This is a genomic window from Mycobacterium sp. 852002-51163_SCH5372311 (assembly GCF_001667115.1).
Lineage (GTDB): Bacteria > Actinomycetota > Actinomycetes > Mycobacteriales > Mycobacteriaceae > Mycobacterium.
The window spans coordinates 1-15822 of sequence record NZ_LZIJ01000144.1; the positions used below are offsets into that span (position 1 = coordinate 1).

Genomic DNA, 15822 nt, shown 5'->3' on the forward strand with positions numbered 1-15822 from the left:
CCGGTTCAGCGTGAACTGACGGTTTTGGCTGTGAACTGACGGTGTTGGCCGTGAATCTATGGCGTTGGCTGTGAATCTATGGCTTTGGCTGTGAATCCTGGGCGGAAAAATCGGCCGGATCGACGCCGTAAGCTCACACCGAAAGCCCAGGATTCACGCGCAAAGCCCACGATTCACAGCCAACGCCATAGATTCACGGCCAACACCGTCAGTTCACAGCCAAAACCGTCAGTTCACGCTGAACCGGCACTCGAATGGCCGGTACGCCCGAGCCGGTCTAACCCTGAGTGATGTAGGACTGCAGCTGCTGCTGCTCGGCCTCGAGTTCTTGCATTCGCGTCTTGACGACGTCGCCGATGCTGACGATGCCGATGAGTTTTTTGCCGTCCAGCACCGGCACATGGCGCACCCGGTTCTTTGTCATCAGCACGCTGATGCTGTCGACGGTGTCCGATTTGGTGCAGGTGGCGACCGCGCTGGTCATGATCTTGGACACCGGGCGGGACAACACGCTGGCGCCATGAGTGTGCAGCTGCCGTACCACGTCACGTTCCGAGACGATGCCGACGACACCTTCCGGGGCCATCACCACCATGGCGCCGATGTTCTGCTCGGCCAGGCCGGCAAGCAGTTCACGGACCGTCGCGTCAGGGTGGATCGTGGTCACCGCCGCACCCTTGTTCCGCAAGACATCCGCGATCCGCATCAAGGCCTCCAGCCGCCGGTGATCTGCTTCACACCAGGCTACGGCTAACTCACGCGGCAAGAAAGAACACATAGCCAATTGTGACCGTCGGCGCAGGCCCGGGCCGTGGCACGAGTTGCAAGGATGGGTCCCATGATCGAGATCACCCTGCTCGGAACCGGCAGTCCCATCCCCGACCCGAACCGCGCCGGACCGTCGACGCTGATACGCGCCGGCGGCCAGGTGTTCCTGGTGGATTGCGGACGTGGTGTGTTGCAGCGTGCGGCGGCGGTCGGGGTGGGCGCCGCCGGCTTGTCGGCCGTGCTGCTCACCCACCTGCACAGCGACCACATTGCCGAGCTCGGCGACGTGCTGATCACGAGTTGGGTCACCAACTTCGCGGCTGATCCTGCGCCCCTGCAGATCATCGGGCCGCCCGGCACCGCGGAGACCGTCGACGCCACGCTGAAGGCGTTCGGCCGCGACATCGGCTATCGGATCGCCCACCACGCCGACCTGAACGCGCCGCCGCCGGTCGAGGTCCACGAGTACACCGAGGGGCAAGTGTGGGACCGCGACGGCGTGACCATCCGGGTGGCTCCCACCGATCACCGGCCGGTGGCGCCCACCATCGGGTTCCGGATCGAAGCCGACGGCGCTGCGGTGGTGCTGGCCGGCGACACCGTGCCCTGCGCCAGCCTGGACGAGCTGGCTACCGGTGCAGACGCGTTGGTGCACACCGTGATTCGCAAGGACATCCTCACCCACGTGCCCCAGCAGCGGGTCAAGGACGTCTGCGACTACCACTCGTCGGTTCAGGAAGCGGCCGCGACGGCGGCGCGCGCGGGGGTGAGCACGCTGGTCATGACGCACTATGTGCCTGCCGTCGTGCCCGGGCAAGAAGAGCAGTGGCGGGCGCTGGCGGCAGCCGAGTTCAGCGGGCGAATCGAACTCGGCGACGACCTACATCGCGTCGAGGTCGTCGCGCGGCAATAAAGCGCCGGCCACCACCAGCCACCCCAACGCCAAAACCCTGGCAACCGGAAGGATCATGCCCAGCCGCGTCCAGACCAGCACCGCCGTCGCCGATTCGGCGAGTACCGCGATCGCCAGGCCGATCCACGCCACCGGTTTCGGCATGAACCCAGCGGCCGCCATCCCGGCGATCAGCACGCCCAGCGCAACGACGTGCCCGGGGCCACCGATCAGAAACACCAAGGTGTAGAGCGCCCGGACCAAAGCGGCGTCCGCGCTGACTTCTGGCCGCGTCAGCGTCCAGCCCACCAAGCCGGCAAGTGCCAGCGACCCGGCCGCGAGAATGCCGCCGGTCAACGCGATCGTCGGTCGGGGCCCGGTATCGTCGAGCCGCCGCAGCCGGGCACTCGCCGCGGCCGCATAACCCGCCAGCGGCACCGACGACGCGAACATCGCCACGGCGATGGTCTGCACCGCCACCCGATGGTTGCGCACGTACTCCTGGATCGGTGGAAGCGGTCCGTATGGCAATGGCATCACACCGCCGAGCGCGACCCCGACCCCAAGTCCGCCGAACAGCAACCCAACGCACGCGGCCGACAGCACCACCAGCGAGGGTCCGGTCGGCCGGGGTCGAGCCCTGTTCACCATTCAGGCCAGCCGGGTGGTCTCCACGACTACGTCCAGGTCCGTCGCTCCCTGCCCGGAGTAGATGCCCTTCAACGGCGACACGTCGGCGTAGTCGCGGCCGACGCCGACATTCACGTACTGCTCGGTGATTTCGGTGTCGTGGGTGGGATCGTAATTCCACCAGCTACCGGTCCAGGCCTGGATCCAGGCGTGGCTGCGGCCCTCAACAGTTTTTCCGAGGACGGCGTCGCGTTTGGGGTGTAGGTATCCCGACACGTAGCGCCCGGGAATTCCCATGGCGCGCAACAGAATCAGTGTCAGGTGCGCGAAGTCCTGGCAGACGCCCTTGCCCTGTTGCAGCGCGTCCAGCCCGGACGAGTGCACGCCGGTGGTTCCCGGAAGGTAGTCCAGCTCGCTGCGTGCCCAGCGAGCGGCGGCAACGACGGCTTCCCTGGGGTCGTGGTACTTCTTGATCCGCTTCCCCACGGCGGCAACACGTTTGCTTGTCGGGGTGTAGGCGGTGGGTCGCAGCACTTCGTCGAACCGATCGATCACGGCCATGGACTGCAGTTCTTCCCAACTGGTCTTGGCCGTCGGCGGTTCCGGACGTTCGGTTTCGACGACCGACGACGACGTCACGGTCAGTTCAGTGTGCGGCGCGTGCAGGTCGAAAGCCGTTACGGCAGTGCCCCAATAGTCGGTGTAGCGGTAGGACCGGGTGGCCGGGATGGTTTCGACGCGGTTGAGGATGACATTCTGCCTGTTGTTGGACGTCGGCGTCAGCCGAGCTTCGTTGTAGGAGGCCGTCACCGGCGACTTGTAGGCATATCCGGTGGTGTGCACCACCCGCACCCGCCACATCAGGACTCTCCCGGCGTGGTCAACGATCGGACCCGCTGACCGGCATCCGACCACGCTACCCAGGGTGCGGCATGGAAGTACTGCAGCTCCAACGCATCTCCGACGGCACCGCAGGTCCTCTGCAAGGCGCCCAAGCGGTTCTCCAGCGATTCCAGCAACACACCCGGTTGCACGAATTCCAATTCGCTGCGCGCCTGACCGAGCAGCCGCTGCGCATCGGTGGTGGCCCCGATTCGGCTCTGCGGGTTGTGCAGCAGTTCCTCGACGTTGTGTTCGGCCAGCCGCAAGGAGAAGTACACCGAACGCGGGAACAGCCGGTCGAGCATCATGAACTCGACCACCCGGCCGGCGTCGAGCACCCCGCGGTAGGTGCGCAGGTACGTGTCATGCGCACCGGCCGAGCGCAGCAGCGTCACCCATGCCGGCGAGGACGCGCTGTCCCCCACCCGGGACAGCAGCAGCCGCACGGTCATGTCCACCCGTTCGATCGCGCGGCCCAGCATCATGAAGCGATAGCCGTCGTCGCGGGAGAGTGTGGAGTCGGCCAGGCCCGCGAACATCGCCGCCCGGCTTTCGATGAACGACAGAAACTCGTGCGGCCCAAGGCGTTTGGCGGCACGTTCGCGTTCGGGTAGCGCGTGGTAGGTGGTGTTGATGCACTCCCAGGTCTCGCTGGACGCGACTTCCCTTGCCGATTTTGCGTTTTCCCGCGCCGCCGAGATCGCGTCGACGATCGAGCATCCGCCCTGGGTGTTCGGGTTGAAAGCCACCAGGTCGGTCAGGGACCACACGTCCAGCCGGGTGTCCGGGGGCTCGATGCCGAGCACCTCCAGCAGCACCCGGGAGGCGTGGTCGGGGTCGACGCTGGAATCCTCGAGCAGTTGGTGTACAGCCACGTCCAGGATGCGGGCGGTGTCGTCGGCGCGCTCGACGTAGCGGCCGATCCAGTACAGCGCTTCGGCGTTGCGGGCCAGCATCAGTCGATCGCCTTCTGTTGTTGGTGCTGGGATTGCCCGGCGCCCGATTGCGGCGTGGCCTGCGAACCGTCCGGCCCTGATTCGGGGAGGGGCTGCGGCAGCGACCGCACCACCTCCGCGGCGCCCAACTCACGCTCGGCTCCCGATGTGCGCGGCGCCAGCACCCAGGTGTCCTTGGAGCCGCCGCCCTGACTGGAGTTGACCACCCGCGAACCCTCCACCAGCGCCACCCGCGTCAGCCCGCCGGGCAGCACCCATACGTCGTTGCCGTCGTTGACGGCGAACGGTCTCAGGTCGACGTAGCGCGGCGCCAACGAGCCTTCGATGCGGGTTGGCACCGTGGACAGTTCCATCATCGGCTGGGCGATCCAGCTGCGCGGATCGTCGCGGATCTTCTTGCTGACGGCCGACAGCTCTTTTTCGGTGGCTTCCGGGCCGAAGACGATGCCGTAACCGCCGGAGCCCTCGACCGGCTTGAGCACCAACTCGCGGATCCGGTCCAGCACCTCCTCGCGTTCGTCATCCAGCCAGCAGCGAAACGTTTCCACGTTGGCCAGCACCGGCTTCTCGCCTAGGTAGTACTCGATCATCGTGGGCACATAGGTGTACACGAGCTTGTCGTCGCCGACGCCGTTGCCGATCGCAGAGGAAATGACCACGTTGCCGGCCCGCGCGGCGTTGACCAGGCCGGCCACCCCAAGCACCGAGTCGGCCCGGAATTGCAGCGGGTCCAGGAAAGCGTCGTCGATGCGCCGGTAGATGACGTCGACCTGACGCTCGCCCTCGGTGGTGCGCATGTACACCTGGTTGTCGCGGCAGAACAGGTCGCGGCCTTCGACCAGCTCGACGCCCATCTGCCGGGCGAGCAGCGAGTGCTCGAAATAGGCCGAGTTGTAGACACCGGGGGTGAGCACCACGACGGTGGGATCGGCCTCGTTGGTGGCGGCCGAGTTGCGCAACGCCCGCAGCAGGTGCGCCGAGTAATTGTCGACGGTACGGACCCGGTGGGTGGCGAACAGGTTCGGGAAGACCCGTGCCATGGTGCGCCGGTTCTCCATGACGTACGAGACGCCCGACGGCGAGCGCAGATTGTCCTCGAGCACCCGGAAGTCGCCGCGTTCGTCGCGAATCAGGTCGATGCCCGCGACGTGGATACGCACCCCGTTGGGTGGCACGATGCCCATGGCCTGACGGTGAAAGTGCTCACAAGAGGTCACCAGCCGCCGCGGTATCACGCCGTCGCGCAGGATCTCCTGGCCCCCGTAGATGTCGTCGAGGTACATCTCGAGGGCTTTAACGCGCTGGGTGATGCCGCGTTCCAGTCGGGTCCACTCCGATGCCGAGATCACCCGGGGTACCAGGTCCAGCGGGAACGGCCGCTCCTGCCCCGACAGCGAGAAGGTGATGCCCTGGTCGATGAACGCGCGGCCCAGTGCGTCGGCCCGGGCTTTCAGGTCGGAGGCGTCTGATGGAGCGAGTTCGGCGTAGATGCCCTTGTAGGGCCCGCGGACGCTGCCCTCGGCATCGAACATCTCGTCGAACGCCATCGAGTAGGAGTCCGACGTGTTGTATCCGTCGAAGATGCGTTCCGAACGGGCACGCGCACCGCCGCGCGACCCCCGCTTGGTCTCCTCAAGCTGGTTCGGAAGACTCACCTGTCAGATGCTGCCTCAGATCGACGATGGGGCAGGCCACGAGTTCCCATTTTGGGAGAAAACGTAACCGACTGATAACCTGGGCAGTCGCGAACGGGCATTTCAGATCACGGAGAGCCCGGTCAAGTCGCCCAATCAACGCAGGAACAGACGGGAACACAGACGCGTGGCCAACATCAAGTCGCAGCAGAAGCGCAACCGCACCAACGAGCGCGCCCGACTGCGCAACAAGTCGGTGAAGTCGTCGCTGCGTACGGCTGTCCGCGCGTTCCGCGAAGCCGCCCATGCCGGCGACAAAGACAAGGCCACCGAACTACTGGTGTCGACCAATCGCAAGCTGGACAAGGCGGCCAGCAAGGGCGTGATCCACAAGAACCAGGCGGCCAACAAGAAGTCGGCGCTGGCGCGCACTCTGAACAAGCTCGGCTGACCGTCAGCTACGGGTACTGGCCAGCTCCGCGACCTTTCTGACCGCGGACTCGAGGGCGTAGTCGGCGTCCGCCACGGCTCCCTTGACGTTGGCGTTGAGTTCCGCCACCACTTTCATCGCGGCTGCCACTGTCTCGCGCGACCAGCGTCGGGCCTGTTTCTGGGCCTTCTGCACCCGCCACGGGGGCATGCCGACCTGCGCCGCCAGGCGGTAGGGATCGCCGGACAACGGACCCACTCGGCCGATGGTATGCACGGCCTCGGCCAGCGCATCGGCCAAGACCACCAGCGGTTCCCCGCGCATCATCGCCCAGCGCAGCGCCTCGGCGGCTCCTGCCACGTCGCCGGCGACGGCCTTGTCGGCGATGTCGAAGCCCTTAACGTCGGCTTTGCCGCTGTGGTAGCGCCGTACCGCCTCGGCGTCGACGTCACCGGCGGTGTCGGCGACGAGCTGGGAACATGCCGAGGCGAGTTCGCGCACGTCGGAGCCGACCGCGTCGAGCAGCGCGGTCACCGTCTCGTCGTCGACCTTGACCCGCAATGAGCGGAACTCCTTGCGGACGAAGTCGGCGCGTTCGCTGGGCTTGGTGATTCGCGCGCACGGGTGGACTGCGGCGCCGAGCTTCTGCAGCTCGCCGGCCAGCGCTTTTGCTCGCCCGGCCCCCGAGTGCACCACCACCAGCACAGTGCCGGGGGGGATATCAGCGGCTGCTGACGTGATGACCGCGACCGCCTCCTTGCCTGCCTCTCCAGCGGCCTCCAGCACCACGATCCGCTCGTCGGCGAACAGCGACGGACTGAGCAGCTCGGCCAGCTCGTAGGTGGTGACATCGCCGGCCCGCATGCGGTTGACGGGCACGTCGTCGACGCCGGCCTGCTCGCGCGCGGATTTGAGCAGCTCTGCAACGGCTCGCTCGACCAGCAATTCCTCGTCTCCCAGGACCAGGTGCAACGGCGAAACCTCGCTCACCCGACGATCGTGTCACGCGGGTCTGACGGCGCTCCGTTTGGGCGCTACCGCTCGACCGAGCTGCTGGGCCTCGGCGGGTTGGGCGAGGTATCGCGCTTGAGCCAAGGCTTCGGCAGCCGGGTTGTTTGCCGGGGGCTCGTCTTCGGCGGAGAGTCATGGTCAGACCTGGAATGCGATGGAGGACGCCGATGGAAATCGTCCCGGTTGGTCCGGGCTTCGCCGCCGAACTCCGCGGAGTGACCATTCACGACGTTGCGGCAAGCGAGGACGCATATGCGGCGGTGCGCGCAGCGTTCGAGGAGCACTCGGTTGTGGTCCTTCGCGACCAGGACGTCACCGATGAAGCACAACTCGCCTTCTCGCGTCGCTTCGGCCCGCTCGAGGTCACAAAGGTGGCTTCGGACGGTTACGGCACCAACCTGGTGATCCTCAAGACCCTCGACGCGACGGGCAATGTAGTGCCGGAAGATGACCGGCTCGCCTTGGAGAACAAGGCGAATCAGCTCTGGCATACCGACAGTTCGTTCAAGCGGGTGCCGGCGCTTGCTTCGGTGCTGTCGTCGCGCATCATTCCAGGGCGCGGGGGCGAGACCGAGTATGTCTCCACGCGGCTCGCCTTCGAGCGCCTCCACCCGGCGTTGCAGCGACGGCTGGAAAATTCCTTCGCCTGGCACGAATACGCTTACTCGCGCGGCAAGATCGCGCCCGACCTTGCCGGCCCGGTCGAGCGGGCGGCGCTGCCGCCGCAATGCTGGCGCCTTGTGTGGAAGAACCCGGTCAATGGCCGTAAGGCTTTGTACATTGCATCGCACGCCTACGCGATCGAGGGCATCGAGCGGAAAGCGGCGCGGGAGTTGCTCGCGGAGCTGACGGAGGCGGCGACCGCCCCGGGCGTGAGCTATCTGCACTCGTGGCGCAAGGGCGACGTGGTGATGTGGGACAACCGGGCGACCATGCATCGCGGGCGGCCGTGGCCGCCGCGGGAGCCGCGCTACATGGTCCGCAGCACGATTTCCGCGACAGCCGTCGACGGGCTCGACGCCATGCGTGCGCCGGCGCACCAGCCGGCGAAATGACCTCGCGGCCGCTTTGCGGACTGCGCAAGCTATTCCGGCTGGTTCAGCTCGACCAAGTTGCCGAACGGATCGTGCAGGAAGGCTTGGTGCCCGGAGCCGGGGATGAGCGGGACTCGGTGCACCTCGACGCCCTGCTGCTGCAGATCACTGACGGCTGCGTCGACGTCGTCGACCCGGATCGCGAAGTGATTCGCACCTGACGGCTGGGTGTCGGACTCCATCAGGTGCACCTGCTGGCCGCCGGCGTCGAGCCAGTACCCCGGGCCGAGGTCGGGGCGCGGAAGCTGCGTCATGCCGAGCACGTCGCGATAAAAGGCAAGGCCCTGCTGTGCGTTGGCGACGCAGATGGCGACATGGTGTACACCGGCTGGCTTCATCGCTTAATTCTGCCTCGTCAGTCCGCTGGCCATCACCCCCACATCACCGCTCAGCCCAGACAGCCACCAGGCGAGCAGGCAAAGGACCGCAACCGCCATCGTCGATGCCGCGGCCAGGCGAAACCACCGCGAGCGCCACAGCACGACCACCAGCACGGTGACGCCGCCGACAAGAAGCACGCCTGGGACGCCCTTCGGCACGGGTACCGTCGCGCCGGGCATGCCGGCCGCCCAATGCGCAACACTCAGCACCCACCACAGCTCTGGACCTGTGAAGCGGATCAACACCTGCGCAGCGCCGGGCCACAGCCCGCATAAGACGGCCGCCGCGGTGCCGAGCACGGTGATCGGCGGTATGACGGCCGCGACCGCAAGGTTGGCCGACACGGCAACCAGGCTGAACCGGCCGGAGATCGCGGCGACCAAGGGAGCGGTCACCACTTGCGCGGCCAACGCGACCGCAACTGCGTCCGCCAACGGTCTGGGGCAGCGGCGGGCGACGAGGCGGCGTGACCAGATCGGCGAAATGACCACCAGAGCGGCCGTCGCCAGTGCCGACAACGCGAAGCCGATGTCGACCGCCAGCTGCGGCGCGACAGCCATCAACAGCAGCACCGTGGCGCACAGCGCCGGAATCGCTTGCCGCCGGCGCGACGACAGCATCCCGGCCAGCGCGATGGCGCCCATGACGGCTGCCCGCAACACGCTGGCCGTCGGCTGCACGACGATCACGAACCCCACCAGCGCCGCGGCGGCCAGCAGCACCGCAAAGCGCGGGCCGATCAGCCGTGCCGAGAACAGCACGGCCCCGCACACGATCGTGACGTTGGCACCCGATACCGCCGTCAGGTGCGTCATGCTCGCCGCGCGAAAGTCTCGGCTGGTCGTCGTGGTGACAGCCGAAGTGTCGCCGAGGACCAGGGCGGGCAGCATCGCGGCCTGCTCGGCGGGCAACACACCTCGGACGGCTGCGGCGAACCTGCCACGAACGGCGTGAGCGGCCCGCTGCACCGCGGCGGCCTGGCCCACGGCGGGCCGGCCCGTGGCGATGAGCACCGCGACTGTCAGGTCATGCCGCTTTGGACGGTTGATCCGCGCGGTGAACCGGACCGGCTGACCGACCATGATGTCCCCGAAATCCGAGGTCCTGGCGAAAACCACTGCACGGCCTGATGTTTCGTCCTCGCGCAGGTACTGCAGCGTGGCGCGAAACATCAGTCGGCCGCTTCCCAGGGACATCGCGCTCTCGCTGGGAGTCACGGTGACCGGGATGGCGGCACCGAACGCGGCGGTGATTGGGTGGCGAGCGACCGCATCGGCACGCAAGGCTATTGCGAACCCGAAGCCGGCGCCCACCACACCGACGGCCACGAGTCCGGCGCTGATCGCGCCAGACCGCACAGCTGGCCCAGGCCGTCGCGACACGCACCACCACGCCGCGCCCGAGGCGACCGCCAGCACCGCGCAGCACCCCGCGAGCAGCCGGCCCACCGGCCACACGACACCGGCTGCTGTCACCATCCAGCTCGTGAGCGCGGCCGGGACAAGGCGCACATCGAGTCGCGCCAGAGCCCCGCCGTAACCACCGGGGCCGTCGCTGCCAGACACCGGCGTCAGACGCGGACCAGGGCACGCAATTTCTCCAGCCGCGCCGGGCCGATGCCGTCGACTTCGGCGAGCTGGTCGACGGTGGTGAACTTGCCGTTGGCCTGCCGCCACGCCACGATCGCCGCAGCGGTGACCGGCCCGACCCCGGGCAGGGCGTCCAGCTGCTCCACCGTTGCGGTGTTGAGGTCGAGCACCTCGCCTCGCTTCGGCCTGGTGGTACCCGTCGGCGCCCCGGCTGCCGGTGGGACCGCCGAGCCCGGGCTCACCGAGCTGCCGAGCGCCCTCGGCTGTCCCGACAACGGAGCCAGCCCGACCACGATCTGTTCGCCGTCGCCGAGCGGGCGCGCCATGTTCAACCCGATGGTGTCGGCGCCATCCACGGCGCCACCCGCTGCCTGCAATGCATCGGCGATCCGCGCGCCCGGTGTCAGGGTGACCAGTCCGGGCTTGTTCACCAGGCCGACGACGCTGACCACCACCGGCCCGTCAGCGCCGGCGCTCGGGCTGGCCGACAGGGCGGGATTCGCCCTAGAAGTAGATGACACCGGCTGCACCGGAGGGAGCTTCGCCGACATCACCGGCGCAGGCCGGTCACGCAGCACTGTGAACACGGTGACCAACACGGCAAGTGCGGCCACCACGGCCAGGGCAACGGCACCCGCGCGGCCGGGATCCGCACGCACCTTGGCCATCCAGCCGCCGCCGGATGCGTCGGGGAGCCAACGTGGCAGCAACGAGTTCTGATCCTCTTCGGTGGCGGCATCCGGCTCGTCCGTGTCGTCGGCCTGCGGATCGGCACCTAATCGGCGCTGCAGCCGCTGGGCGGGCAGTTCTGTTCGCATGCGCCGACCGTAGGCGCGGCCACCGCCAGCACAGGCGCGATCGACCGTCCGCCAAACGCTTCCTGTGGACTAACCCGAGGCTGTGGAAGGGCTCGACGCCGGATAAGTCAAGATGGAACCCATGAAACTGGCGCTCACAGCCGAGGAAGCCGCTTTCCGCGACGAGCTTCGCACCTTCTACACCACACAGATTCCCGAGGACCTCCGTGAGCTGGTACGTCAGGGCTCGTCTCTGACCCGCGATCAGATGGTCACCAGCCACAAAATCCTCAACGACCACGGCCTCGCGGTGCCGAACTGGCCCGTCGAATGGGGCGGCAAGGACTGGACACCCACCCAGCACCAGATCTGGTCCGACGAGATGCAACTGGCGTGCGTCCCGGAACCGCTGAACTTCAACGTCAAGATGGTCGGCCCGGTGATCGCCGAATTCGGGTCCCAGGAGATCAAGAAACGTTTCCTGCCGCCGACCGCCAGCATGGACATCTGGTGGTGCCAAGGATTCTCCGAGCCCGAAGCCGGCTCCGACCTCGCCTCGCTGCGCACCACCGCCACCCGCGACGGCGACACCTACGTCGTCAACGGGCAGAAGACGTGGACGACGCTGGGCCAGTATGCGGACTGGATTTTCTGTCTGGTCCGCACCGATCCGCAGGCGCCCAAGCGGCAGGCCGGCATCTCGTTCCTGTTGATGGACATGAACACGCCTGGCATCACGCTGCGGCCCATCAAGACGATCGACGGCGGCCACGAAGTCAACGAGGTGTTCTTCTCCGACGTGCGCGTGCCCGCCGATCAGCTTGTCGGAGAAGAGAACCAGGGCTGGACATACGCGAAGTTCCTGCTGGGCAACGAGCGCACCGGGATCGCCGGGGTGGGCCGCACCAAAGTACGTCTCGCCGAGGTGAAAAAGCACGCCGCGGAGACGGGTCTGCTCGAGGATCCACTGTTCGCAGCCCGCCTCGCGGAAGCCGAAAACGAGCTGCTGGCACTGGAACTCACCCAGGCGCGGGTGGTGTCGAGCTCGGCCGACGGTAAACCCAACCCGGCGTCGTCAGTACTCAAACTGCGCGGCAGCCAGCTGCAGCAGGTGGCCACCGAATTGCTGGTCGAGGTGGCCGGACCCGACGCGCTACCGGTGAACGGTGACGAGATCGCTTCTCCCCCTTGGGCGCAAACGAGCGCGCCACGCTACCTCAACTACCGCAAGACATCGATCTACGGCGGCAGCAACGAGGTGCAGCGCAACATCATCGCATCCACCATTCTGGGATTGTGAGGCAGCCATGGACTTTCAGTTGAGCGACGAGCAGGCGCTGCTCCGTGACACCACCCGCGACCTGCTGGGGCGCAGCTATGACCCGGAGAGCCGCAACAAGGTAATCGACACCGATCTCGGTTGGAGCCGCGAGGTGTGGAGCCAGCTGGCCGACATCGGGATTCTGGGATTGGGCTTCGATCCGGACGAGTCGGGCCAGATCGAGATCATGGTGGTACTCACCGAAATTGGGCGACGACTGGCACCCGAACCCGTCGTGCACGCGGCCCTGGGTCCCGGTTCGCTGATCGCCGAGCACGGCAGCCAAGCGCAAAAGGAACTGCTGGACGAAGTCGCCGCCGGACAACGGCTACTCGCCTTCGCCCACTTGGAGCCCCGCCACCGCAAGGCCCCCGCAAAGCTCGCCACTACCGCTGAGCAGCAAGGTGATTCGTGGCTGTTGAGCGGACGGAAGAATCCGGTGCTGGCCGGTGACTGCGCCGACTCGCTGGTAGTCAGCGCGGCATTGCCGGACGGCGGCACCGGGCTGTTCCTGGTCGACGGGGAAACCGTGACCCGCCACCCGTACCCGACATTCGACGGACAGCGCGGCGCGCAGATCGACCTGGACCGCACCCCCGCCGAGCCGCTTGGCGATGGACAAGACGCGTCGAATGCCATCGGCCACGCCGTCATTCGTTTCCAGTCGGCGTTGTGCTCCGAAGCCGTCGGGGCAATGGAGGAAGCGCTTCGTCTGACCACCGACTACCTCAAGACCCGCAAGCAGTTCGGCGTCACGCTCAACAAGTTCCAGACGCTGACCCAGCGTTCCGCGGACATGTACGTCTCGCTGGAAATGGCCCGCAGCATGAACCTTTACGCGGCGATGTCGATCGCCGACGGCAACCTCGACCCACTCATCGCGTCGCGCGCGAAACTGCAGATCGGCCGGTCGGGCCGGCATATCGCGCAGGAATCGATCCAGCTGCACGGCGGTATCGGCATGACCGCGGAGTATCCGGCCGGCCATTACGCGGCCAGGCTCACCGCGATCGAGCACACGCTGGGCTCCTCGCAAGATCACCTTCAGGTCCTGATCGACCATGTCGGTGACTACGACCTGGCACGGCTCTAATACATGGCCGAGCTGACCGACAGAGTCGTCGAGTTCCTCTCGGCCGGCACCCGAACCGGGATGTTGGGTTTCGTCGCGTCGGACGGCAGGCCGTTGGTCACTCCGGTATGGTTCGTGGTCGATGACGGCCAGCTGGCATTCACCACTGCGCGTAACACGCCGAAAGGGCTTGCGCTGCAGCGTGATCCGCGAGTTGCGATCTGCGTCGACGACCCGCATCCACCGTATTCCTTTGTGCAAGTGCAGGGTACCGCGACGTTAAGCGACGATCCGCAAGACGTGCTGAACGTCGCGACCCGAACCGGCGCGCGGTACATGGGCGCCGACCGCGCCGAAGAGTTCGGCCGGCGCAACGCGGTTCCCGGCGAGGTGGCAGTCCGAATCCGCCCCGTCAAGGTCATCGCCGGGTTCGACATCAGCGACTAAACGACAAAAGCGACTAAACGACAAAAGCGACCAAGCGACAAAGCGACCAAGCGACAAAAGCCACTAAACGACAAAAGCGACCAAAAGGAGCAGCAGATTGAGCGCTAAACGCCGCCGGGCCCCGCTGCGTGCGGCCGACAAACGAGCCGCGCTGCGCAGGGTGCCGCTACTCGCTGACCTCGACGACGAGCAACTCGATCAACTCTCCGGCGCCGTCAGCCGCCACCACATCTTCGCCGACGAGTGGCTCTTTCGGTTGGGAGACCCGTCGGACGCCATCTACATCGTCGCCTCGGGGCGGTTCGCGGTCGTCGGTGTCGACGGCCAGGTGTTTCGCGAGATGGGATCGGGTGACTCCATCGGGGACCTGGGCGTGATCGCGGGCGCTCCTCGTTCTGCCGGCGTACGTGCCGTTCGCGACGGCGAAGTCTGGCGGATCGCCGCTGACACCTTTACCGAGGTGCTGGCGACGACTCCCCAACTGCAGTCGGTGATGCTTCGCGCGATGGCAGGCATGCTGCAAAAGTCTCGAGCGGCGGAGATTTCTCAGCGCCCCCGGGTCATCGGCATGCTGTCGACGGGTGACGCCGCCGCCGGCCCGGTCGTTGACAAGATCGCGAATCTGCTGGGCGCCCACGGCAAGACCGCCGTGCTGGCTCCGCCCGTCGAGACAACCGCAGAAGTCCATGACTACGGCGACCTCGTCGAGGCGTTCAGCGAAGCCCTTGATCGGGCGGAGCGAAGCAACGATTGGGTCCTGCTGGTGGCCGAACGAGGCTCAGGCCACCTTTGGCGACGATATGTTGCGGCGCAAAGCGACCGACTGGTGTTCCTGCTGGCCCAGAAACACCCGTCGGGAGGCCTCGACTCGCTCGTCACCCACGGAAGACCGGTGCACCTGCTCGCGTGCGGGCACGAGCCGGATCCGGGTTGGTGGGATGCGCTGAATCCCATTTCGCACCACCGCGCCGACGACGACGGCATCGGTGCTCTGGCCCGCAGGATCGCCGGCCGATCCCTGGGTCTGGTTCTAGCGGGCGGCGGCGCCCGCGGGTTGTCGCACTTCGGCGTCTACGAAGAGCTCACCCGCGCAGGCGTCGTCATCGACCGGTTCGGCGGAACCAGTGCCGGCGCGATCGCCGCCGCGGCCTTCGCGGTGGGAATGGACGCGCAGGAGGCGATAGCGGCGGCGCGCAAGTACCTGGGGCAGGGCAACCCCCTCGGCGACTACACGATCCCCGCGGTGGCCTTCACCCGCGGTGGACGCATCGACCGCCTACTGGAGAACTTCGTCGGCAACACTTTGATCGAACATCTGCCACACGGCTTCTTCTCCGTGTCCGCCGACATGATCACCGGCGATCAGATCGTCCACCGCCGTGGCCCGCTGTCACTGGCGGTGCGCGCCTCGATCTCGATCCCCGGTCTGATGCCGCCGGTGCTGCAGGGCGAACAGATGCTCGTCGACGGCGGTCTTTTGAACCAACTCCCGGCCGACGTGATGTGTGCCGATCCGGACGGCCAAGTCATATGTGTCGATCTACGCCAAAAGTTCGTGCCTTCCAAGGGCTTTGGGTTATTGCCGCCGATCGTTCCGCTGCCCGGGCTGGTCCGGCGGCTGCTAACCGGTTCGGATGTCGCCCTGCCGCCGCTTCAGGAGACGCTGCTTCGCACCGTCGACCTTGCGGGGTCCGCCGTGAACTTGCTCGACCCGCAAATCGCCGCCGTCATCGAGCCGGACGTCACAGCGATCGGCCCGATGGACTTCAAGAAACTTGACGCCGCCCTGGAAGCCGGCCGGGCCGCGACGCGGGCCGCTCTGGACGCACAGCCTGCGCTGATTCGTTAAGCCGGGGTCTTTGCAAGCCTCGTTCTGGGCATGGTCGGCTCCCCCGAAAGGCCATGGGTGAGCACAAGA

The 15822-nt window shown here is 66.8% G+C and carries 16 protein-coding genes; 7 read left to right on the forward strand and 9 right to left on the reverse strand.

The window, feature by feature from the left end; all coding sequences use genetic code 11:
- Positions 1 to 277 precede the first annotated feature (277 nt).
- Positions 278 to 706 carry a CBS domain-containing protein gene (locus A5791_RS16605; protein ID WP_067239071.1) on the reverse strand — a complete coding sequence of 143 codons (429 nt, stop codon included), beginning with the start codon at positions 704 to 706 and terminating at the stop codon, positions 278 to 280.
- A gap of 132 nt (positions 707 to 838) precedes the next feature.
- Here A5791_RS16605 and A5791_RS16610 point away from each other — a divergent pair, with 132 nt between their 5' ends.
- Entirely contained in the window at positions 839 to 1681 is an 843-nt protein-coding gene (locus A5791_RS16610; protein ID WP_067239266.1) for an Rv2407 family type 3 sulfatase, read from the forward strand.
- On the opposite strand, the gene A5791_RS16615 is transcribed toward A5791_RS16610, so the two are convergent.
- Genes A5791_RS16615 through A5791_RS16630 form a run of 4 tightly spaced genes read right to left on the reverse strand, consistent with a single transcriptional unit; the run spans position 1649 to position 5783 of the window.
- The gene (locus A5791_RS16615) at positions 1649 to 2311 is read right to left on the reverse strand and encodes a hypothetical protein (RefSeq protein ID WP_067239074.1); all 663 of its coding nucleotides are present in this window, start codon (positions 2309 to 2311) and stop codon (positions 1649 to 1651) included. The genes A5791_RS16610 and A5791_RS16615 overlap by 33 nt on opposite strands.
- Positions 2312 to 3151 (reverse strand): transglutaminase family protein, encoded by an 840-nt coding sequence (locus tag A5791_RS16620; protein WP_067239079.1) that lies wholly within the window; start codon positions 3149 to 3151, stop codon positions 2312 to 2314.
- Complete coding sequence (locus A5791_RS16625; protein ID WP_067239082.1) at positions 3151 to 4128, reverse strand: alpha-E domain-containing protein; 978 nt, start codon at positions 4126 to 4128, stop codon at positions 3151 to 3153. Before A5791_RS16625 ends, A5791_RS16620 begins: the two co-directional genes overlap by 1 nt.
- Positions 4128 to 5783, reverse strand: coding sequence for a circularly permuted type 2 ATP-grasp protein (locus A5791_RS16630; RefSeq protein WP_067239086.1), 1656 nt, complete (start codon positions 5781 to 5783; stop codon positions 4128 to 4130). Before A5791_RS16630 ends, A5791_RS16625 begins: the two co-directional genes overlap by 1 nt.
- Before the next feature lie 166 nt (positions 5784 to 5949).
- Between A5791_RS16630 and rpsT the strand changes: the two genes are divergently transcribed.
- Positions 5950 to 6213 (forward strand): 30S ribosomal protein S20, encoded by a 264-nt coding sequence (rpsT, locus tag A5791_RS16635; protein WP_067239089.1) that lies wholly within the window; start codon positions 5950 to 5952, stop codon positions 6211 to 6213.
- Positions 6214 to 6216: 3 nt separating this feature from the next.
- Here the strand turns inward: rpsT and holA are convergent, their stop codons facing one another.
- Positions 6217 to 7182, reverse strand: a complete 966-nt coding sequence (gene holA / locus A5791_RS16640; protein WP_067239092.1) for a DNA polymerase III subunit delta — start codon at positions 7180 to 7182, stop codon at positions 6217 to 6219.
- 188 nt (positions 7183 to 7370) lie between these two features.
- On the opposite strand from holA, the gene A5791_RS16645 reads away from it, so the two are divergent.
- On the forward strand, positions 7371 to 8258 hold the full coding sequence (locus A5791_RS16645) for a TauD/TfdA family dioxygenase (RefSeq protein WP_067239095.1): 888 nt from the start codon (positions 7371 to 7373) through the stop codon (positions 8256 to 8258).
- A gap of 29 nt (positions 8259 to 8287) precedes the next feature.
- On the opposite strand, the gene A5791_RS16650 is transcribed toward A5791_RS16645, so the two are convergent.
- From A5791_RS16650 to A5791_RS16660, 3 genes are all read right to left on the reverse strand, one after another.
- Entirely contained in the window at positions 8288 to 8635 is a 348-nt protein-coding gene (locus tag A5791_RS16650; RefSeq protein ID WP_067239099.1) for a VOC family protein, read from the reverse strand.
- Between the two features lie 3 nt (positions 8636 to 8638).
- Positions 8639 to 10156 (reverse strand): ComEC/Rec2 family competence protein, encoded by a 1518-nt coding sequence (locus A5791_RS16655; protein ID WP_082966972.1) that lies wholly within the window; start codon positions 10154 to 10156, stop codon positions 8639 to 8641.
- A 92-nt stretch (positions 10157 to 10248) separates the two neighbouring features.
- Positions 10249 to 11085 (reverse strand): ComEA family DNA-binding protein, encoded by an 837-nt coding sequence (locus tag A5791_RS16660; RefSeq protein WP_067239102.1) that lies wholly within the window; start codon positions 11083 to 11085, stop codon positions 10249 to 10251.
- A gap of 121 nt (positions 11086 to 11206) precedes the next feature.
- Between A5791_RS16660 and A5791_RS16665 the strand changes: the two genes are divergently transcribed.
- The 4 genes from A5791_RS16665 (at position 11207) to A5791_RS16680 (ending at position 15753) form a co-directional block, all read left to right on the forward strand.
- Complete coding sequence (locus tag A5791_RS16665; protein WP_067239106.1) at positions 11207 to 12364, forward strand: acyl-CoA dehydrogenase family protein; 1158 nt, start codon at positions 11207 to 11209, stop codon at positions 12362 to 12364.
- A gap of 7 nt (positions 12365 to 12371) precedes the next feature.
- Positions 12372 to 13478, forward strand: a complete 1107-nt coding sequence (locus A5791_RS16670; RefSeq protein ID WP_067239110.1) for an acyl-CoA dehydrogenase family protein — start codon at positions 12372 to 12374, stop codon at positions 13476 to 13478.
- Between the two features lie 3 nt (positions 13479 to 13481).
- Positions 13482 to 13904 (forward strand): PPOX class F420-dependent oxidoreductase, encoded by a 423-nt coding sequence (locus A5791_RS16675; RefSeq protein ID WP_067239114.1) that lies wholly within the window; start codon positions 13482 to 13484, stop codon positions 13902 to 13904.
- Positions 13905 to 14001: 97 nt separating this feature from the next.
- Positions 14002 to 15753, forward strand: coding sequence for a cyclic nucleotide-binding and patatin-like phospholipase domain-containing protein (locus tag A5791_RS16680; RefSeq protein ID WP_067239118.1), 1752 nt, complete (start codon positions 14002 to 14004; stop codon positions 15751 to 15753).
- Positions 15754 to 15822 lie beyond the last annotated feature (69 nt).